Origin of the sequence: Clostridium sp. E02 (assembly GCF_003833015.1) — a bacterium.
In the GTDB taxonomy this organism is placed as follows: Bacteria; Bacillota; Clostridia; order Lachnospirales; family Lachnospiraceae; genus Lacrimispora.
Genome location: NZ_RJLQ01000013.1, coordinates 87159 through 107335 on the forward strand (window position 1 = coordinate 87159; position 20177 = coordinate 107335).

Sequence of the window (20177 nt, forward strand, 5' to 3'; positions counted from 1 at the left end):
TTATTTTTTATTTCTCATCCTTTTTCCCCGGCTGGGATGGATCACTATAATGGCTGCAGCCAGGAAAAGTGCTGCAAGTATAAGTTGAATTATAATACTTAATAGTACCCAATTTTCCATAATAAAATTTCCCGGATGAGGTCCAAACCAGTTGTTTAAACTGGTCACCACTTTATTATCTCCTGTCTGCGTGCTAATCATTACATAAAAAGTTGCCACTGGATTTAACAGAAGCAGATACAGACTGGGACCAGAACTGGCCTGATCCGCCACGCCTTGAAAGGAGGAAACAAGGGCACTATCCATATTCATTTTGGCCATGGATAACATAAATACATTGACCGCATAGGTTCCTGCTGCAATCAATATTAAAACCCCATAACTGACAACCGTTGCTATGGTTGATCGCTGAAACAGAGAGGAAAAAAAGATTCCCATGCTCCCACAGAGAAGCGCTACAGCCAGATAACACAAAAGAAGCAAAAAGACATCGTAAATCATCACGCCACCATAAACAAAGGAAACTGCCAGCAGAGGAAAGCTAGATACAATAAGCAAAAACATCGTGGCAAAAGAAGATGACAGTTTTCCCACAATGATTTCTCTGGGCTTCATCGTCGTTGTTAGTAAAAGATCGAGGGTCTGGCGTTCCCTCTCACCACTAATACTTCCAGATGTGAGTGCTGGCATAATAAACATCAGCATAACAAATTCCACAACTGCTACAAAGGTATATAAGTTTGTAAAGGAGGAATACTGAATGTCAGCCGTTAATTTTACTCGTTCTACCACGGAATACATATTTAGCAAAGTCACCAGGGCTAAAATAGCATTAAAAAAAACAAGGGTCAGTGCAAGTCGAAAGCTTCTTGAACTAACTTTCGTTTCCATTTTATAGACTGGATTTATCTTCATGTACCAACACCGCCTTTTCTTTCTCATGATCTGTGATCTGCATAAACAAAGACTCTAAATTCCCTTGTTCTCTAAAAAATCCGTGAACCAATACCTCTGCATCTATTAACTGCTGTAAAAGAAGTGCCTCATCTTGATCGTCGCCGATAAAATTAACTCGAATGTCCCCATCCTTTACTGCAATGGTCTGAACACATGCCTGACTTTTTAAGATAGCAAGTGCCTTTTCCTTGCTGCCAAGAACGGAAATAATCAGAGGATTGGTTGCATTTACACGGCGTAAAATTTCTTCCATATTTCCACATAATACCATCTTTCCCTGATCAATGATCCCCATGTCTGTACAGAGCTCAGAAAGCTCAGAAAGTACATGGGAACTAATGATTATGGTTTTTCCCTGTTCCTGTAATTCTTTTAGTATTTCTTTTAATTCAAACCGTGTTCTAGGATCCAGACCCGAAGCTGGCTCATCTAATACCAATATGAGTGGATCATGGATTAAGGCTCTAGCCAAGCATAGCCTTTGTTTCATCCCTCTTGATAGACTATCTACATAAAAATTAATTTTATCTTCCAACCCCACCTGCTCCAAAAGAGTCATATAACGGGTCCGTGCCTTTAATCCAGTGATCCCATAACAAGAGGAGAAAAACTCCATATATTCATTGACTTTTAAGTTATCGTAAACCCCAAAAAAATCTGGCACATAACCGATTTTTTCCTTTAACTTGTTTGTTCCCCTCGTCACATCGACTCCATCAATTTTAACCTGACCGGAATCCGCATATAAAAGTCCTGTTATGATTTTAATGGTTGTCGTCTTTCCTGCACCGTTGGGTCCTACAAAACCAAAGAGGGAACCCTTTGGAATGTGTAAATCCAAACCATTTAAGGCATGAAATTTACCATATTTTTTTCTCAATTCTTTCATCTCCAGCATTATTTATCCCTCCCTACGACTGTCAGCATGGGGAGCGTCACATACCAATTATTCTCACTGGTATCTTCGCATACATATTTCACAGTCAACGTATTGCCTGGTGATAGATAGGGTGCTAGTTCCCTTTCATAGTATACCGTTTTTTTGTCCTTCATATTATCATAATTCCCTGTATTGTGATTATAGAAATATATCTTTCCCTTAAAGATGGTTGTGTAATGATTGGCATCGCTTTTTAAAAAGTCAGCGGAAGGGTTCTCAAAGGTCAGTTTCTCCACACTTAAATCATTCCCTAGATAATACTCAAGTGCAACCGGATCCACTCCATATATGGAATTGGTCTCGGAATAAAACTGTCCACTGACCACATTGGGAGCCTTCATTAGTGCAGAACGGGAAGTAAGTCCCTTCTTTTTCATCTTAACATCTACGGTAGAGGTAAACATGGACATTCCATAGGTCTCATAATTGCCGTTTTTTAGAAACTGTCTTTCATTTTGATCCTTACTAAATGCCACAATTCTGGCCTCCTGATTATAAAACGAGGAGTATTTATCCAGATAGAAACTCAAGATATTGGTTCTTGATAACGCCAGCATATATGCAGGGTCTTCAATATCTGCCTGTGGATATAGATAGCCACCAGTTACTCTTGCCGCCACTTGAAGGGAACTGTTGATGGGATAATTTATGACGGGAAGTTCATCAAGCTTCTTGACTTCACCTGGTCTTAATTCATCTATGACCACCATTTTCCCATACATTAAAACGCCTACTTTCTCCACCGGAAATGGGTACTGATTGGTAATCGTACCATATGCCTTTCCCTCAAACAAAGTGATGCTGCCCAAAAGACCTTTGTGATCCGGATTGGAAATACGTCTCCTTAAAGAATAATATTTAGGTGTAAATGCCACCGTGTTTTGAACCGATACATTGGTTCTCTCTTTTTCGTAACGAATCTTAACCTTTGCATCTTCCGTCCCTGTAAATCTAGGAACCACCGTCTGACCATAAAGATTGCTCCTTGTGATGGGAAGAAGGTTATAGGATGGATCTAGGGAGATATGGTAAGTTTTGTTATAGGGTGTTCTCATGTTAAGATAGGTATATTCATCCACGTAAGTATCTTTGGTATCCAGTATGGTTGCGTAAGTAAAAAAGGTGTCTTTGAATCGGGTTCCTACCCCCATTAAATAAACCACTGCAGTAAATACAAGGGAGACAGCCACGACTCCAGTCCGGTAATACTGTCTTTGTTCCTTCCGTTTTAAAATCAGGTACAGACCTGGGCCTACAAGCAAAATATATGCAATAATAACCACAGAATAAAAGAATATATCCGGTAATTTATCCACATCTCCGGTATTTAACATATTCTGAACCGACCAGTACTGACCGTTATTGCCACTGTAAAGATAGGATGAAAGATTGTTTAACTTTCCTTCCCCCAAAAGTGCAGTAAATAATTTATCTACATAGGACCGCTGGTCTTTGCAGAAAGAAGCAATGTCTACAAAATCGTAAGCGGCTACCCCAACATTTCCTTTTCCTTTCGTCACGGAGGTTAAAACCGAAAACTGGTCATTGGACAATACATCTGTTCCGCCTTTTATGGAAACATCTGCACAAACCAAATCCAGAAAAGAATCTCCCGGACCATTGGTGGCATACTCTACCCCCATATCCACTGCCCGTTTTTCGGGCGTATTATACTCCTTAGAAAGAAGTTCTTTCCGGAACGCAAATAAGGTATCATCTGCACGAGCACCTGTTCCAATTAAAAGTGTGCCTCCTTCTTTAACCCATTCCCATATGGCATTGATTTGATCTTTTGAAAGCTTTTTGGTGTCGTAATCTGAAATAACAATTACATCAAGAAGGCTTAATCCAATTACATGATCCGTTAGCTCTTCTGCGCTCATGTCAAAGGTCTTAATCTCTACCGAACTGTAATTGACCCCCACTCCATTCAAATAGAACAGCTTGTCAGGATGATCGGTTAACACACCCACAAAAAGCTGAGCAATGTCGTCTTTGACGTTCATTTTTAATCGTTTACTAATTAATTCTGTTCCCTGCTCATCCAGTAATTTCACGTACAAAACGTCTGCTCTTCCAACCGGAATATCCAGAGTTTTTTCTAGGTCTCCCATCGCATCCACTGATACTTTATAATCGTACTGGTAGATATCATAATCGGATTCCATGGTTTCTACTCTTATTGTACCAGAAAAGGGAACGTTTGACTGGCTCTTTATGGAATACTTCACCGGTATATAACGTCCTACTTTTGCATTATCTTGATAGCCGCAGGAAACATCCATGGATAGTTTCAGAGAATCATTTACATAAGAATCATATGCAAACGTCTCATTCTCCTGCATACCGAAAACAGGCAGCCGAAAGCTGCCTGCCAGTATAACCGCCAAGGCGCAAATCAGGGATATCTGTCTGAATTTCATCATCTGTCACCCTATCTTTCCAAAGTTCTCTTTGTTTACATCAAAATCCACTTTTAATTTTACCGTAAATACCGTCCCGGACAAATCACTGTTCACCATAATGGTACCTCCGTGCATATCCACAATATTTTTGGCAATCGCAAGCCCTAATCCTGTTCCACCTGTATTGGTCGATCTAGACTGCTCAACCCGGTAAAACTTATTAAAAATAAGAGGCAGTTCGTCTGCCGGAATTACATAACCATAATTGATCACTTGAACGGATATCAGTTCATCCTCTTCATTAATTTTTACAAGAACTCGTTTTCCATCGGCCCCATATTTTATGGCGTTGTTGATCAGATTATCAAACAATCGGGCAAGAAGATTGCCATCAGCTGTTACCACCTTCACCGGTACATTGCTTTGAAGTTCATAGGAAAGGTTTTTCTCTACAAAGCTAGGGTAGAATTCTTCTAACAGCTGGCTCAGCAGTTTGACCACATCCACTCTTGATATATTCATGGTTATCTTTCCGTAATTAAGCTTTGTAAATCCAAAAAGATCCTCGATCAGTTTTTCCAGACGCTTTGTCTTTATGTAGGCAATCTCTATGTATTTTTTCTGCATATCCGAATCTACCTTTACATCTCCAGACAGAATCTCCAAGTAACCTATAATTGAGGTGAGGGGAGTTCTTAAATCATGGGCTATATTGGTAATTAGCTCATTCTTGGTCCGCTCCGCCTCCCGTTCCTTATCAATTAGATCTTTTAAATCCCCGACCATCTTATTTAAACTGGCAGCCATCACTGAGAATTCATCATCTCCGTCGATATCCACCGTAACGTTTAAATCTCCTTCCGAGATGCTTTGCATGGCATCCGAAATCTTACCAATGTATTGCATGGATTTTTCCTGAAGAAGGAGAAATGTGATGGTGAACACACCAATACCGAATATTACATAGATGAGAATCACGACTACATCAAATGAGGTAAGCAATTCCAAAAATGCATTGTCCCTCTGCGTGTTTCTCATGTAAGAGGCAACCAAAGAGAGATTGGTCACTAGAAATATCTCAATTAACACAGTAACCACTGCACTGTAAAAGATATTCGCAATTACCCGTGTGTGATAACGGTGATTAATATCATTTTTCAATTTTGTATCCTACCCCCCAAACAGTTGCGATAATTTTGTTCTGTCTGGTGTCTTCTTTCATCTTACCGCGCAGACGTCTAATATGTACCATTACCGTATTATTCGCTTCATAGACTTTCTCATTCCACACTTTTTCAAATATCTCATCGGTGCTAAACACTCTTCCTGGATTGGACGCTAACAGATGTAGGATGTCAAATTCTATGGGGGTCAGTTTGACCTCTTCTTCATAAACAGTCACTTTATGATTATCCTTATTAATTGTAAGTCCCCGAATCGCTATCTCATTCTTTGCGGCATCATTGACCGCACTGTTTGGATTTAACTGGGTATAACGCCTTAGCTGGGACTTGACCCGTGCAGTCAGCTCCAGAGGATTAAAGGGTTTTGTCACATAATCATCTGCACCGGTTCCAAGTCCCAAAATCTTATCTAAATCAGATGATTTGGCACTGAGCATGATAATAGGAATGTTGTTGTTCTCTCTTATCTTTTTGCACATGGTAAGCCCATCCATACCAGGCATCATAATATCCAAAAGCACCAGCTGAATCTTGTTATGTAAAAGAACCTCCAACCCTTCTTCTGCGTTATTCGCTTTATATACTTTATATCCATCACTAACCAGATAAATTTCTACCAGATCTGCGATCTCCTTCTCGTCATCCACAACCAGAATGTTAATCGTTTCGGACATGAAAAAATACCTCCCTTGTCGTTATGTAAGCAGTCCCCCCCATTTTAGAGGGAAGCCTGCATTCATTTTACCACAAGAAAGGTATCTTTGCTTTACTATTTTCTTACAAAAAAACTAGAAATTGGGAATCTTTTGCCAGTGATTGCCTTTCCTTTTACGTGGGAATAAAAGTTCGGTTGGCAGATGGATCCCATTTTTCAATCATGCCACTGGCTTCTTTGGCGGCCTCTTCACAAAATGTTTCCTGACAGTTAACCAAAGCTCTTCCTCTCTTATCTGGTTTTTCATAGGTCCCATCCGGTTGTAACACATGAGACTTTACATTATCATCTAACTGAACCATTAGAACATGAAGAATTTTCTCTTTCAACCGTTCCTCTTCCACAGGGAACATAATCTCCACCCGTTTGTCTAGATTTCTCGGCATCCAATCGGCACTTCCAAGATAGACTTCTGGACTTCCATCATTCTCAAAATAAAAGATTCTGGCATGTTCTAAGAAATTACCAACAATAGAACGAACGGTGATTCGCTCACTTAACCCAGGTTCGCCGGCCTTTAGGGAACAAATCCCACGCACAATCAGCTGAATGGTTACCCCTTCACAGGAGGCTTCGTAAAGTGCCGCTATGATCTCTTTGTCACACAAAGAATTCATCTTTGCTATGATGTGAGCCGGCTTATTGGCTTTTGCATTCTTTACTTCCCTGCGAATCATCTTTAAAAATCTTGTGCGCAGCCAAATGGGGGCCATAATCAGTTTATTCCAGTGGAGCGGTTCGGAATAACCAGATAACATATTAAAGACTGCAGTTGCATCTTCTCCAATCTGAGGGTTGCAGGTCATAAGACCAAAATCTGTGTACAGCTTTGCAGTGGAATCATTGTAGTTTCCTGTTCCCAAATGGACATACCGGCGGATTCCATCTTGTTCCCGACGTACCACAAGAGTAATCTTACTGTGGGTTTTTAACCCCACCAATCCATAGATTACATGACAGCCAGCTTTTTCCAGCTTTTTGGCCCAGTTTATGTTGTTTTCCTCATCAAAGCGTGCTTTTAGTTCCACCAGGACAGAAACCTGTTTCCGATTATCTGCAGCTTCTAATAAGGCTGCTATGATGGGAGAGTTTCCACTGACCCGGTAAAGGGTCTGCTTAATAGCCAGTACTTCTGGGTCTTTGGCTGCTGATTTGATAAAATCTACCACAGGATCAAATGTCTGGTATGGGTGATGAAGCAGGATATCTCCGTTTCTGATATTGGTAAAAATATCATCTTCATTCATTAATTCCGGAACCTGTTTGGGAGAATAAGGTGCTGCTTTTAGATGTTCAAAGCCTTTCACGCCATACATCTTCATGAGAAAGGTCAAATCAAGCGGGCCCGCGATCTCAAAAATATCCGTGGTACCAATACTCAGTTCCCGTTTTAAGGTCTTTAACAGTTTTTTGTCCATCTTTTCTTCTACTTCCAGTCGAATTGCCTCTCCCCATTGGCGTTTTTTCAACTGTTTTTCAATCTCCTCCAACAAATCCACTGCCTCTTCTTCATCAATGGTAAGGTCTGCATTTCTCATCACTCGAAATGGATGGGCAGACATTACATTATAATTAAGAAACAGCTTTTCCATGTTTCGTTCAATGATTTGTTCCAGCAAGATCAAGGATCGAACATCGTTTTGTTTATTTGGGATTTCTACTATCCTCGGAAGAACACTGGGAACTTGAACCATGGCAAATTCCAATTCCTCTTCCCCGTTTTTCTTCTTTAAAAGGGCAGCAATGTTTAAAGATTTGTTTCGAATTAAGGGAAATGGTCTGGAAGAATCCACCGCCATTGGTGTTAAGACGGGATAGATATTCTGTTCAAAATAATGGTCTGCATACACTTGCTCCTCTTCCGTGAGATCTTCGTGTTTTAAAATAACGTGAAGCCCATTTAATTTGAGAGCAGGAAGCAATGACCGATTGTAGGTAGAATACTGAAGTGCCACCAGATTGTGGGTTTTCTCACTGATCTTTAAAAGCTGTTCCGATGGTTTTAAACCGGCTATATCAGGCTTTGTATAATTCGCATGAACCATATCTTTTAACGAAGCCACACGTACCATATAGAATTCATCCAGATTGGAAGCGGTGATACTTAAAAATTTCAACCGTTCAAATAGAGGCAGACTTTTATCTCTTGCCTCACTTAAAACCCGGTAATCGAACTCAATCCAACTCAATTCCCTATTTACAAAATTCTTAGGATTGTGATATATTTCATTTACATCTGCCATCAGGATAACCTCCTTTTCTGTTTTAATACAGGTCTGATTCCAAATATTTCTTCGAAAAAATCTGCTTTCTGTCGAAAAGCAACCGCTTCTAGTGTAATATCACCCTCGTAATGGGTGGTCACGTTTAGCTGATTGTTTTTTATCATCATGCGGCTTCCAATTAGCTTCTGTTTGTGGCTCCTGTCCATGGAATTAGCAAGTCTTAAAATAGCAGTCAATTTTGCCATCAGGATTGTAATATCCTCATGGGGAAGTTCCCCTTTCGTATTCCGAAACAATTCATCATTTAAATGGACCTGGTTATAATCAAATTCAACGCCATTGTATCGTACGATATTGGCAACGATCTCTCGTTCCATATGGGACAATCCAATGATTTCTGTAGACATAATGATATGATACGCCGATTCACTTGGTTTTCTCATGGTAATATATTTTCCGCATGCATGTAAAATGGCGGCAATCTGTAAAAGCAGACGTTCCCTTTTTCCCATGCCATGGTATTTTTTCATACTGTCAAAAATACTCAAAGAAAATTCTTCCATACAGGTCGTATGAGGTCCATGGCATTTATATCTTTTTGCCATATTTCTGGAAGCTGCAAGGATATCCTCGGAAAAATCATGATGAAATTTAATGGCCTTGGTTTCTTCCGCATATTCGGCAGCAATGCTGTCACAAAGTCTGATCCCGGGAATCCAAAACATCTCGGCCCCCATGAGTTTTAACACTCTTTTATAAATAATTGCTGCAGGAACTAATAAAGCTGCATATTCGGCATTCACTCCAAACCGGTCCTGAATTTGATCCAGAGACAAAAACTTGATCTTATCGTAAAATGTGGTAAAATCCTGCTTCGTTATCCATTCCACTGATTTCCCGCTATTGATTTCCCTTGATAGATATAATATACTTTCTCCAATTCCGATTAAGTGCTTAATCTCCCTATCTTTTAAGTATACCTTTCGAAAGGTATCCAGTTCGTTATCTACCATCTCCTCAATCAGGGTATTCTGCATCTGGATATTTGCTTGTACCTCTCCGATCATTTCACGAATCCGCAGCACTCCAAGCATCAGATTATGGGTGGAAACCAGAGCGTCCTTATCAAAGAGAGAGACTTGCATGCTGCCAAAACCTACATCTACTATGGCAGTCCCTTTTTGGATGATTTTATTAAATTCTGTATCTTTTGATGCAATTGCTTTGTAACTGATAAAACGCTGTTCTGAATTGCTGATAATCTGAACTTCAATCCCAGTTCTGACCCGGATCTGATCCAGAACAATCTGACTGTTTCTGGCTTCCCGTAACGCACTGGTGGCATAAGCCCGGTAACCGATAATTTTATAGGTCTGCATAATGGATTCAAAATCCTTAATGACGCGACACATTTCATCCACCAATTGATAGCTTATTTTCCCGTTTTTATAGGTATCCCTACCCAGTGCAATGACATGACGGACATGATCAATCTTGCAGATTCCATTTTTCCCAGAGATCTCATAGATGCCTAGTTCAAGCTCAAAGGATCCTACGTCGATGGCCGCAAATATTTTGATTGCCATACTTGTCCTCCTTACCGCCCCTATGGGCTTTTTTTATATTTTACTCTATCTTTTCTCTCTTTGTGTCAAATCTTTGTAAAATTTGCAAAATCCCCTAAATTTCTACCATTTTCCCCAGCAAATGGACAATGAATTGATTTGCTGTTCGTCCCGATAAGCCCCCATGGCTTAATTCCCACATATTTGCCTCTGCATATAGCTGTTCTAAGGGCATGGAAATCTGATACCGCTCTGCAAGTTTTTTAACAATCTCTTTAAACTGAGACTTGTCTGGGGAGCCATAATAAACCGTAACACCAAAGCGGGCCGCCAATGAAAGTTTCTCCTGAACCGTGTCATTGGTATGTAATTCCTCATCTAACTGCCGTTTATCCTGAAAGGTTTCTCGTATTAGATGACGGCGGTTTGAGGTGGCATAAATCAAAACATTCTCCGGCTTCTTCCCAAGTCCGCCTTCAATGATTGCTTTTAAATACTTATATTCGACCTCTGTATCTTCAAACGATAAATCATCCATGTAAATGATAAACTTATAATTCCTGTCTTTGATCTGTTCCTGAATTTTCGTTAAATATGGAAATTGATGCTTATACACTTCAATCATCCGCAGTCCTCTGTCATAATATTCATTTAATATTGCTTTGATGCTTGAAGATTTTCCAGTTCCACTATCCCCAAATAGCAATACATTATTGGCAGCCTTCCCATCTAGAAATGCTTCGGTATTCTCAATGAGTTTTTTCTTTTGAAGCTGATACCCAATGATGTCGTCCATTCGAATGGACTCCACATTTGTAACCGGAAGAATTGCAAATCCATCTCCTGATTCTTCTAACCGGAATGCTTTATTTAGTCCATAATTACCCACCCCAAACCTGCCATAAAATTCGGTTATTTTTTCGGCAAATTCATTGAGACCGGAAGTATCTTTTAAAGCCTTTGCCAGTGATATAATCTCATCTCGGATTTGTTTGTGATAGAATTTACCCATTGAGTTTCCGCTTTGATACTCACAAATTGAGGCAAAGACTCCCTCATCTGCCTCATCCAAAATCCGAATATCTAACTCAAACAGCTCTTTCATTTTCTTTAGATCATGAAATGCCAGCTGTTTTAAGGTGCCAGGATCTGCACCTTTGATCTCGCAAGAGGTGCTGTAAGGGTTTTCGTTCTCTGTCAGGCAGTATGTTAAAAAACAATGCCAGAGATTCCCCTCAAATCCATAGGCATCTGCCAGTTCAATGAGCTGGCCTGCGCAGGCAAAGGCATCTGACATTGTTCTTTTATTTTTATCTGTTTCCAGTAATAAGTCTGTCATCTGATCAAATAAAGTTTTGTATTTTAAATTACGGTACAGGATCAATTCCTGAGATTTCATAATAACCTCCCCTGATTCTTTAAAAGCCGGACTGGCAATCAGTCCGGACTTTTTGCTATCTTAATAATTTCCTAATATTCTAAAATTATTTCCTTCCTCATAGATACCCTTTAACGCATTCTGGATGGAGGCATCGCCTAAATTGCCTTCCACATCTATAAAGAAACGGTATTCCCAATTTCTTCCTGGTATCGGTCTAGATTCAATCATAACCATACTGATTCCATTATAAATTATGTTACTGAGCATGTTATAAAGGGATCCGATTTCATGAGGTGTTTCAAAGCTAATGCTTAGTTTTTTTGCATCCTCTTTGTAAACTGGATCTTTGGATAGAATAAGAAAACGTGTGGTATTTTCTTTGTTGTGGCTGATGGATGATTTTAATATCTTTAAACCGTATAGTTCTCCTGCAATTTCACTGGATACGGCTGCTTGCGACGGATTGCCATCCTCAATCAATTTTTTCGCTGCGACTGCGGTATTCTCGACACTGATCTGTTTCCACTTCCGATTAGCATTTAAAAACTCCGAACACTGCATCAATGCCTGGGGATGGGAAAAAACAGTTTGGATCTCTTCTAGTTTCGCATCTGGAAGTCCCAATAGCGCATGATTGACTGTCAAGAAAGTCTCACCCACGATGGTATTATGATATTTCATCAAAAGATCATAATTGTCACTTACGGTTCCCGCAGTTGAATTCTCAATGGGAATAACGGCATAGTCCGCGTTCCCATCTGCTACCTCTTTCATGGCATCTTCAAAGGTAACCACGTGATAAAGGTCCGCCTCCTGCCCAAAGTACTGAAGTGCTGCTCCATGGCTGTAAGCACCTTCCACTCCCTGATAAACCACTCGTACATCCGATACTGGAATACTTTTTACAGGCTTAAAGTTGTTCTCTACCACAACCCCGTGTTCTGCCATCTGCTTGTACTGGAGATGACGGCTGATGGCCATCATCTGCGTGAACAATTCCTGAACCGCTTTCTTTTGAAATTCGCCTCCTGTTAACTGTGTGACAGAATCGATTTTCTGTCGTTCTCTTTCTCTATCATAAACTGGTTTTCCAGTATCAATCTTATAAGCCGCTACCTCACCGCTTAATTCCATCCGCTTTTCAAATAGTGCTACGATCTTCCGATCAATGACATCGAGCTGGTTCCTAATTTCCTGCAAGTCTAAATTCTTCATATGTTTATCATTCCTTTTTTTCTTCGGTTGTACGATTCGTTGGAACGCTGTTATCTCTTTGCTGTGCGTTCAGCATGTTTATGATTACACTGCTTGTATAGGCTCCTGGAAATTTCTTAACTTCCGGTTCCAACTCTTTAATGAGAAATGGCTTGCCAAATTCAATGATAACATGAGATGGCCGAATGAAGGGAATATGCTTTTCTAACACCTCTGCCGTCCCTGACATCGCAACAGGAACCACCGGGCAACGGCTTTTCTCTGCTATCTTTAGACTTCCTTCTTTAAAATCAAGAAGTTTCCCTAAATCTTCCTCCCGATTCCTTGTCCCTTCTGGAAAAATCCAGACGGAAATTCCTGATTTTACCTGTTCGATTCCTAAAAGAATGGTCTTTAATCCCTCTTTTAAGTTCTTCCTGTCTAGAAACAGACAGTTAACATTCTTCATCCAGGATGCTAATAACGGGATTTTCTCCATCTCCTTTTTTGCTACAAAACCCACCAGTCCAGGCACTGTCACATAACCCACCAGAATATCAAAATAGCTTCTGTGATTCCCTACATAAAGAACCGCACGGTCTTTTGGTATGTTTTCTTCTCCCTTAACTGTAATGGTAACTCCAGAAAGCATTAAAATAAACCGAAAAACCCGGCGAACGATAGAAATGCTCTGCTCATTACGCAGTTGGGGGTTTTTTCTTCCCAGGAACCATTCAATTATCAGAATTGGAACACTCAATATTAAAAATAGAATGATTGTTGCTGCTACAAGTATTATACGTATCATTGGTTTCATCCTCCGTTTTACCTATTATATAAAAAGGAGACTTTAATTACAATACTACCTCGCTTTCTTTTTTGTTATTTGTTCAAACAATAGTCCTGTAGCAAACCACAGCGGAGCAAAATCCAGACGGATTAATCCGTCAATGTTGGTGCTTCGTCCCGTATAATCCCAAGGGCATATGCCGTTTCCCCGCAACAGGGTACCGGCGAAATACTCAACGACAAAGATTAATACCATGTAAAGAAACCCATGGCGAATGGTAAGTTCTGCTCTTTTTGCCGCTGATTTTTTCCCAGGATTGACCCAACGGTCAATCAGAAAACCAATGGGGCCTAACAAAGCTCCACAGCCGTAAATCGGAAACATAAGAAGGGAAGTCTGTCCCATAAGTCTCCAATCATTATGCAAGATAGAGTCCATCGATGTAAAAATAACCTCCAAACACCACCCTGCAACCCCACATTTACAAAAGTTAAGGGGAAGTTGTTTTAAGTTTAATTGTGATAGTATCTTCATAAACTTTATTATGCACCGGATCGGGTTAGATTATGTTCTTCCTAGTAGAATTCTATAAAAGTGGAGACAAAAGTCTGCTGCCCTGTTCCTTAACCCGGATGAAGATATTTCTAGCCTCATAAAGTTCTGGTGTTATCTCTTTTGATTCCTTTAAATCTTCCCTAAATGCTGCCTCAAGCTCCTTAGTCGTCTCTTCATCATAGATGACTGCATTGACTTCAAAGTTTAGTTCAAAGCTGCGGATATCCATGTTTGCAGTACCATATGAACAAACTTTTCCATCGGTCATAACCCCTTTTGCATGTAAAAAACCATTCTCATAGGTATAACAACGTCCCCCTGCTGACAAAAGATCTCCCACATAGGAATAGGAGGCCCAGTATACAAATGGATGATCTGGTTTACATGGAATCATCAAACGAACATCCACACCAGATCTGGCCGCTACTTTTAAAGCAGTAAGCACTGCATCGTCAGGCACAAAATAGGGGGTCTGAATGTAGATGTGATCCTTGGCTTTGGAAAAAAGGCGAATGTAATTATCTCGAATGTGGCGGCTGCTTGCGTCAGGACCACTTGCAATGATCTGGATTCCAAGCTGTTTTTCTTCTTCATTCACCTTTCCCATCCCAAAGGTATCGAGACAGGACAAGTCATCCCCTTCGCAGAAATATTTCATACTTTTAAACAGATTCTCTCCTGCCGCGTAGTTCCAATCTAGGGCAAAACGGATCTGAAGACTTAAAACGGATCCTCCCTGCAGCTTTAAATGAGTATCTCTCCAGTACCCAAATTTAGGGTCCTTTGAGATATATTCCCTGCCGATATTAAATCCACCTACATATCCCACCCGATTATCAATGACTACAATCTTCCTATGATTTCTATAGTTGACGCGAAGTTGAAGTCTTCCAAGAATCGGTGGGAAAAAGATCCCAACTTTGACTCCGCTCTCTTTTAATTTATTCCATTTGGATTTTGGCATAAACCTGCCCCCCATGCCATCGCAGAGAATGCGGACTTCAACACCTTTTTTTGCCCGTTCCACGAGGATTGGTATCATTGAATCAAACAATTCATCATCTTTTATAATATAATACTGAAGATGAATAAACTGGGCTGCTTTTTTTAGTTCCTGCCTAAGATCTTCAAACTTCTTCTCTCCATCGGTGAAGATGGCGACGGTATTATCCACAGTTAAAACAGCTCCGGACGTTTCTAAATTGTATACCACCAAATCGTTGTAATCCCGAGAAAGGGAAGGAGCCAGACTAATTCCATGATTCTTTAAAAATTCTTCTTGACTCTTTGCAGAATAACGCATTCGATCTTCCACTTCCTTAATCCGGAACATTTTTCCTTTTCTCATATCCTGCCCCAGTATGAGATAGAAAAAAAATCCGAAAACTGGTATGAAATACAAGGCAAGCAGCCAAGTCCAGACCGCCTTTGGATCCCTGCGTTGAAAAAAAACAATGATTATGGAAAGCATTAAATTAATATAGATCAAATGATCCATCATCCATTTCCATACACTTGCTGTTTGATTCAAGATTTCCTGCATATTCTCCCCTCCTTATTGCTCCATAATTCTATATAACATTACCCAATAACCTAGGCTTTCATTCCCAATAACAGGCCCTAATTTATTCAAAAAAGAGCCCCGCAAATGCGACGACCCTTTAAAGTCCCATAAACCAGTTCTTATAGGAATCGATTTTTCTCATCGTCATAGTGATAGTCAATGGCAGCCAGAGAGGATAGAATGGTTTCTTCACTGATTAAAAGACTTTGACAACATTCTTTCAGTGAGGGGTAAAAATCCCTTAACTGGGTATTGATGTAACTTAACAGCATGACTGGATCTTTTGGTATATTAGGCATTGTCCTATCTCCCGTTTTTATTCCTCATTCTACCATAAGTGTAACCGCTTTACAATAAAGTCCTGTACGAATCCAGAAAGAAGTGCTACAATCAGGTTCAGAAACTTTCAGGAGGTACTTCTATGAAAAAATTACTGATGTTGGGAACTGGAGGCACCATAGCATGCAAACGAAGTGATTCTGGTTTAAAACCGCTTCTTACTTCAACGGAACTTCTCTCCTATGTTCCGGATACCTCCACATTCTGTGAGGTACATAGTCTGCAGATTCTCAATATAGACAGCACCAATATGCAGCCAAAGCATTGGATCACCATTGCGGAAGCGATTATCAATCATTATAACGCTTACGATGGCTTTGTGGTCTGCCACGGCACAGATACCATGGCATACACTGCCGCCGCTATCTCCTATCTGATACAAAATTCAAAAAAGCCTATCGTAATCACAGGTGCCCAGCGTCCCATTGACATGGAAAACACCGATGCCCGGACTAATTTGTCCGACAGCCTGCGTTTTGCAAGTGATGACAGATCCCATGGAGTTACCATTGTCTTTGACGGGAAAGTCATTGCCGGAACCCGTGGAAAAAAGGAAAGAACCAAAAGCTATAATGCTTTTTCCAGTATAAATTTCCCCTACATTGCCTCCATACAAGATGGACAGGTCATATTTTATGTAGATGACAAAGACTCCTGTTTGGATCCACTCACCTTTTACCACAAGTTAAATCCTAACGTAGCATTGATCAAACTGATCCCATCTATGGGAGCTTCAGCCCTTGATTACATGGCAGAGCATTATGATGCTGTCATAATCGAATCGTTTGGAGTCGGCGGACTTCCTTCCTATGATACCGGTGACTTTTACAAAGCCATAAAAACATGGATCTCCCTTGGAAAAACCGTCGTCATGACGACCCAGGTTACCAACGAAGGGAGCAATATGTCCGTCTATGAAGTAGGACATTTCATCAAAGAGGAATTTGGTCTTTTAGAAGCGTATGATATGACATTAGAGGCAACTGTCACAAAACTTATGTGGATTCTTGGTCAAACCAAAGACCCGGAAACCGTCAAAGAGTTGTTCTATCGCACCATGAACCGGGATATTCTCTGGAAAGCATAAAAAAATCACTTCAACCCAATCATACTGCTGTGGAACATGCAAAGTATCTTCCCGGGTTACCATCTCCCAGTGGTCTGCGGTTATCAACTTTTTCCCTTTTGCTTCCATAAAACAAACTCGTCCAGTGTCAAAAATACTTCCTTATAGCCAAGGGAATGACACAGCTTCGTCGTATTGGGCTGCTCCAGACATGCCTGCCTAAGAATCTCCTTTTCTCCAAATACAGTTTTCATATCCCCGTCCAGAAGAATCTTACCATTTGAAAAAACAATGGCTCGTTCAAAGGTCTCGGCTACAAAGTCCATATCGTGAAGAATGGAAATCACAATTTTATTTCTTTTTTTCAGTTCCCTAATGATTCGTTTGATTCGTTCCTTTCCCTGATAGTCCTGGGCAATGGTAGGTTCATCAAAGATTACTACCTGAGTGTCCATAGCCAAGATGGCAGCGATGGAAATCAGCTTACGGTCCGACAATCCTAGATCATAAGGATTCATCTGCCCAATACCGGACAGACCTACCATACCCAGTGCTTTCCTGGCGGACTCTTCCGCTGATTTTTCAACCAGTCCAAGCTGCAAAGGACCGAACATGACTTCGTCCAACACCGTATTTTTGAAAATCTGGTCGTCTGGATTCTGAAATATCAAACCAATATCCTTTGCCAGTGCTGCAACTGTCATCTGGGACAGATCTTTTCCTTTAAACAGGATCTGTCCAGAAGCAGGTTTAAGAAGTCCCTTAAGTAACTTGACAAACGTTGTTTTACCTGCTCCGTTCTGTCCAATGATTGCAGTGGGACGTTCATCTATCACCATGCTCAGTCCTTTTAATATTTCTTCCTTCTCCGTATAGGAAAAATGAAGATTTTTGACTTCTAATGAATTCATTTAACCTCCTGTCTTTGATCCAATAATCCTTTTGCCTCTTCTAAGGTTACCGGATAATATTGGGTACCCGGAATTTTTAAATTAAGTTGCCGGCAGATTTTTGTAAAAACAGGAGCCGCACCTCCATGCTGATCCAGATCATCCCGAGAGAAGATTTTCTGTGGAGTGTCAAACGCCACCAGCTTTCCATCATCAAGCAGCATGATCCGGTCGCTGTAGGCCGCAATTTTCTCGATTTTATGTTCCACCATAATTACTGTGATTCCACGCTTGCTCAAAGTCCCCACTGCCTGAAAGACTTCTTCACTGCCCTGTGGGTCCAGCTGGGAGGTCGGCTCATCTAGAATAATTACTTCTGGTTCCATGGCAATCATACAGGCAATTGCCATTCTCTGCATCTGACCGCCTGACAGATCAAAGGGACCTCTGTCCTTATATCTGGTGATATCAAACAGTTCCATGCTTTCATCGATTCTCCGTTTCATTTCTTCTCTTGGCACTCCAAAATTCTCCAGACCAAATGCAATTTCTTCGTATACGGTCAGTTTTGCGCCTGTTACCTGGTTAAAAGGATTCTGAAATACAATACCGACTTTTTTTGACAGATCATCTATTTCTACATTTCTTACTTCCAATCCGTCGATCAGAACCTTTCCGCCATAAGCCCCCCGGTAGAAGCTTGGTACCAGCCCTGTCAGCGCCTGACAAAGAGTACTTTTACCGGAACCGTTTGGGCCGATGATCCCGATAAATTCACCAGGCTCGATTTCTCCAAAAATACCATCCAGTGCCAGTTTTTCCGTATGTGGATACCGGTACTTTAAATTTTCTATCGTTATCTTAGCCATTGTAATATCCTTCCGATCATTGGAAGTATTATGCTGATCACCAGTACCCCTTGAATGATTTGATCCAAAACGGTTGTCCGCTTTTCATTCAGAAATGTCTTTTTATTCCGGGCGTTGAAACCGCGGACCTCAAGTGCCAGAGCTCGCTCTTTGGTGTCAATAAAGGAGCTCATGATCACCGGTGAAATCAATGGCAGAAAAGCTTTCATCCGAACCAGAATATTTCCTTCAGTCTCCATTCCGCGGCTTCTCTGGGCATCGGTTATGGTGGCTATTTTATCTGTCATCTGCGGTATCAGCTGGAACAAGGATATGAATACATAACCGAATCGGGGTGAAAATCCTCTGCGTACAAAATTTTCAATCAGATCAGATGGTTTTGTGGTCAAGATCAATACACAGAAGCTAAGTATTATATTTAAAACATTTATAGCAATTTTAAGTGCAAACAGAAGACCTTCTTTATAAAAGACGGCTGGACCAAGCTGCAGCACCGGAGTCATATTTCCTGCATGGAACTGCCCCTGAATGATCAAGACTGTCAGTATGACAAAGCTGGATATTCCCATAATGGAAAAGGTCTTACGAAATACTCCTGACTGTAAAAGCAAAATGGAGCTAATTACGATAAAAGCCACTCCAAGGAATGGAACGTTTACGAATACCGGAATTATGATCGCCGCCAGAACATACAAAAGCTTGCTTTCCGGCAGAAGTCTGTTGAGAAAAGAATGTTTGTCTTCATATAAGCTGATGCTTTTCATCTTTTTAACCCCTCCTTAATCCAGATTTTCAATCTTACTGTTGCTCTGATACAGAGACAAAAGACTCTTGGGAAGTCCTTTATAAAGGCCGGCGGCCAGAATAAGTACAACTAATTTATCGGGAACGTCCACCACAATTTCATCTAGTGAGGAGGCGACCCAGACAGGCAGCTTCTGAGAAAGTGCTCCGGCATAGACTAAATCACCCCATAAGTTTCCTGTCGTACCGCCCCAAAATATAATGTTTAACGGAGTGGATACTAAGACCGCAGCAATACCGGTCAGAATGCCAGTCAGTATGATATTTCTTAAGCTTTCCATTTTTCCATAATACGCCATCAGGCCTACCACAATTCCAATTGCTGCCTGTGATAATGCATAAACAGTGGAAATCGGATCCATGGTCAGACCATAAATGATGTTATTGGCCACCCCTGCTATGGCGCCTACTAAGGGACCTGCCAGACAAGCCGCCAGACAGGTCCCAATGGAATCCAGCCAGAGCGGAAGTTTTAGAACACCGGCAAACAGCTTCCCAATATAATTAATCCCAACCGCAGCCGGAATCAGTACCAATGAAGCTGTATTAAATTTCAAGGACCATTGGTTATTATCATGCTTTCCTTTCATATTCTCATTCTCCTATTTTTGCTAATTTTCTTCCAAAATTGCTATTGCCGCACTTTCCTGAATTTTATAATTTCCTCTTGAGTAATCTTACATAAGGTTTGGAAAGCATAGAAAAATCCGGGGAAGAAAGAGATCTGATTCCTT

Annotated in this window: 18 protein-coding genes; 1 reads left to right on the plus strand and 17 read right to left on the minus strand. The window is 40.7% G+C overall.

Annotated features, from left to right (window positions below; all coding sequences use genetic code 11):
- The 13 genes from EFT72_RS11400 to EFT72_RS11460 form a co-directional block, all read right to left on the minus strand.
- Window positions 1-915, minus strand: a complete 915-nt coding sequence (locus EFT72_RS11400) for an ABC transporter permease subunit (RefSeq protein ID WP_124067043.1) — start codon at window positions 913-915, stop codon at window positions 1-3.
- Window positions 893-1855 (minus strand): ABC transporter ATP-binding protein, encoded by a 963-nt coding sequence (locus EFT72_RS11405; protein WP_124067044.1) that lies wholly within the window; start codon window positions 1853-1855, stop codon window positions 893-895. Before EFT72_RS11405 ends, EFT72_RS11400 begins: the two co-directional genes overlap by 23 nt.
- The gene (locus EFT72_RS11410) at window positions 1855-4323 is read right to left on the minus strand and encodes a hypothetical protein (RefSeq protein ID WP_243109998.1); all 2469 of its coding nucleotides are present in this window, start codon (window positions 4321-4323) and stop codon (window positions 1855-1857) included. Before EFT72_RS11410 ends, EFT72_RS11405 begins: the two co-directional genes overlap by 1 nt.
- A gap of 3 nt (window positions 4324-4326) precedes the next feature.
- Window positions 4327-5463: a HAMP domain-containing sensor histidine kinase gene (locus EFT72_RS11415; RefSeq protein WP_124067045.1), complete on the minus strand. Its 1137-nt coding sequence runs from the start codon at window positions 5461-5463 to the stop codon at window positions 4327-4329.
- Window positions 5453-6160 carry a response regulator transcription factor gene (locus EFT72_RS11420; RefSeq protein WP_124067046.1) on the minus strand — a complete coding sequence of 236 codons (708 nt, stop codon included), beginning with the start codon at window positions 6158-6160 and terminating at the stop codon, window positions 5453-5455. The genes EFT72_RS11415 and EFT72_RS11420 overlap by 11 nt, the downstream gene beginning before the upstream one ends.
- Before the next feature lie 154 nt (window positions 6161-6314).
- Entirely contained in the window at window positions 6315-8444 is a 2130-nt protein-coding gene (locus tag EFT72_RS11425; protein WP_124067047.1) for an RNA degradosome polyphosphate kinase, read from the minus strand.
- Complete coding sequence (locus EFT72_RS11430; RefSeq protein ID WP_124067048.1) at window positions 8444-10012, minus strand: exopolyphosphatase; 1569 nt, start codon at window positions 10010-10012, stop codon at window positions 8444-8446. Before EFT72_RS11430 ends, EFT72_RS11425 begins: the two co-directional genes overlap by 1 nt.
- Window positions 10013-10106: 94 nt before the next feature.
- On the minus strand, window positions 10107-11390 hold the full coding sequence (locus tag EFT72_RS11435; RefSeq protein WP_124067049.1) for an ATP-binding protein: 1284 nt from the start codon (window positions 11388-11390) through the stop codon (window positions 10107-10109).
- 60 nt (window positions 11391-11450) lie between these two features.
- Window positions 11451-12587 carry a bifunctional chorismate mutase/prephenate dehydratase gene (locus EFT72_RS11440; protein WP_124067050.1) on the minus strand — a complete coding sequence of 379 codons (1137 nt, stop codon included), beginning with the start codon at window positions 12585-12587 and terminating at the stop codon, window positions 11451-11453.
- Window positions 12588-12594: 7 nt separating this feature from the next.
- Complete coding sequence (locus EFT72_RS11445; protein WP_124067051.1) at window positions 12595-13374, minus strand: lysophospholipid acyltransferase family protein; 780 nt, start codon at window positions 13372-13374, stop codon at window positions 12595-12597.
- A gap of 54 nt (window positions 13375-13428) precedes the next feature.
- A complete protein-coding gene (locus tag EFT72_RS11450) occupies window positions 13429-13890 on the minus strand; it encodes a hypothetical protein (protein ID WP_124067052.1) in 462 nt (153 codons plus the stop codon).
- Window positions 13891-13942: 52 nt separating this feature from the next.
- Complete coding sequence (gene cls, locus EFT72_RS11455) at window positions 13943-15454, minus strand: cardiolipin synthase (RefSeq protein ID WP_124067053.1); 1512 nt, start codon at window positions 15452-15454, stop codon at window positions 13943-13945.
- A gap of 140 nt (window positions 15455-15594) precedes the next feature.
- Complete coding sequence (locus EFT72_RS11460) at window positions 15595-15774, minus strand: DUF4250 domain-containing protein (protein WP_124067054.1); 180 nt, start codon at window positions 15772-15774, stop codon at window positions 15595-15597.
- A gap of 122 nt (window positions 15775-15896) precedes the next feature.
- Between EFT72_RS11460 and EFT72_RS11465 the strand changes: the two genes are divergently transcribed.
- On the plus strand, window positions 15897-16901 hold the full coding sequence (locus EFT72_RS11465) for an asparaginase (RefSeq protein ID WP_124067055.1): 1005 nt from the start codon (window positions 15897-15899) through the stop codon (window positions 16899-16901).
- An 83-nt stretch (window positions 16902-16984) separates the two neighbouring features.
- Here EFT72_RS11465 and EFT72_RS11470 read toward each other — a convergent pair whose 3' ends face one another.
- From EFT72_RS11470 to EFT72_RS11485, 4 genes are read right to left on the minus strand one after another with little or no spacing between them, the layout of a single operon-like run.
- Window positions 16985-17791, minus strand: a complete 807-nt coding sequence (locus tag EFT72_RS11470; protein WP_124067056.1) for an ABC transporter ATP-binding protein — start codon at window positions 17789-17791, stop codon at window positions 16985-16987.
- A complete protein-coding gene (locus EFT72_RS11475; protein WP_124067057.1) occupies window positions 17788-18639 on the minus strand; it encodes an ATP-binding cassette domain-containing protein in 852 nt (283 codons plus the stop codon). The genes EFT72_RS11470 and EFT72_RS11475 overlap by 4 nt, the downstream gene beginning before the upstream one ends.
- Entirely contained in the window at window positions 18627-19403 is a 777-nt protein-coding gene (locus EFT72_RS11480) for an energy-coupling factor transporter transmembrane component T (protein WP_124067058.1), read from the minus strand. Before EFT72_RS11480 ends, EFT72_RS11475 begins: the two co-directional genes overlap by 13 nt.
- Window positions 19404-19418: 15 nt before the next feature.
- Entirely contained in the window at window positions 19419-20033 is a 615-nt protein-coding gene (locus EFT72_RS11485; protein ID WP_124067059.1) for an ECF transporter S component, read from the minus strand.
- Window positions 20034-20177: the final 144 nt, after the last annotated feature.

Excerpts from the sequence above, each read along its gene's own strand:
- EFT72_RS11400 (WP_124067043.1), bottom strand. The coding sequence starts at position 915 with ATGAAGATAAATCCAGTCTATAAAATGGAAACGAAAGTTAGTTCAAGA.
- EFT72_RS11405 (WP_124067044.1), bottom strand. The coding sequence starts at position 1,855 with ATGCTGGAGATGAAAGAATTGAGAAAAAAATATGGTAAATTTCATGCC.
- EFT72_RS11410 (WP_243109998.1), bottom strand. The coding sequence starts at position 4,323 with ATGATGAAATTCAGACAGATATCCCTGATTTGCGCCTTGGCGGTTATA.
- EFT72_RS11420 (WP_124067046.1), bottom strand. The coding sequence starts at position 6,160 with ATGTCCGAAACGATTAACATTCTGGTTGTGGATGACGAGAAGGAGATC.
- EFT72_RS11425 (WP_124067047.1), bottom strand. The coding sequence starts at position 8,444 with ATGGCAGATGTAAATGAAATATATCACAATCCTAAGAATTTTGTAAAT.
- EFT72_RS11430 (WP_124067048.1), bottom strand. The coding sequence starts at position 10,012 with ATGGCAATCAAAATATTTGCGGCCATCGACGTAGGATCCTTTGAGCTT.
- EFT72_RS11435 (WP_124067049.1), bottom strand. The coding sequence starts at position 11,390 with ATGAAATCTCAGGAATTGATCCTGTACCGTAATTTAAAATACAAAACT.
- EFT72_RS11440 (WP_124067050.1), bottom strand. The coding sequence starts at position 12,587 with ATGAAGAATTTAGACTTGCAGGAAATTAGGAACCAGCTCGATGTCATT.
- EFT72_RS11445 (WP_124067051.1), bottom strand. The coding sequence starts at position 13,374 with ATGATACGTATAATACTTGTAGCAGCAACAATCATTCTATTTTTAATA.
- EFT72_RS11450 (WP_124067052.1), bottom strand. The coding sequence starts at position 13,890 with ATGAAGATACTATCACAATTAAACTTAAAACAACTTCCCCTTAACTTT.
- cls (WP_124067053.1), bottom strand. The coding sequence starts at position 15,454 with ATGCAGGAAATCTTGAATCAAACAGCAAGTGTATGGAAATGGATGATG.
- EFT72_RS11460 (WP_124067054.1), bottom strand. The coding sequence starts at position 15,774 with ATGCCTAATATACCAAAAGATCCAGTCATGCTGTTAAGTTACATCAAT.
- EFT72_RS11465 (WP_124067055.1), top strand. The coding sequence starts at position 15,897 with ATGAAAAAATTACTGATGTTGGGAACTGGAGGCACCATAGCATGCAAA.
- EFT72_RS11470 (WP_124067056.1), bottom strand. The coding sequence starts at position 17,791 with ATGAATTCATTAGAAGTCAAAAATCTTCATTTTTCCTATACGGAGAAG.
- EFT72_RS11475 (WP_124067057.1), bottom strand. The coding sequence starts at position 18,639 with ATGGCTAAGATAACGATAGAAAATTTAAAGTACCGGTATCCACATACG.
- EFT72_RS11480 (WP_124067058.1), bottom strand. The coding sequence starts at position 19,403 with ATGAAAAGCATCAGCTTATATGAAGACAAACATTCTTTTCTCAACAGA.
- EFT72_RS11485 (WP_124067059.1), bottom strand. The coding sequence starts at position 20,033 with ATGAAAGGAAAGCATGATAATAACCAATGGTCCTTGAAATTTAATACA.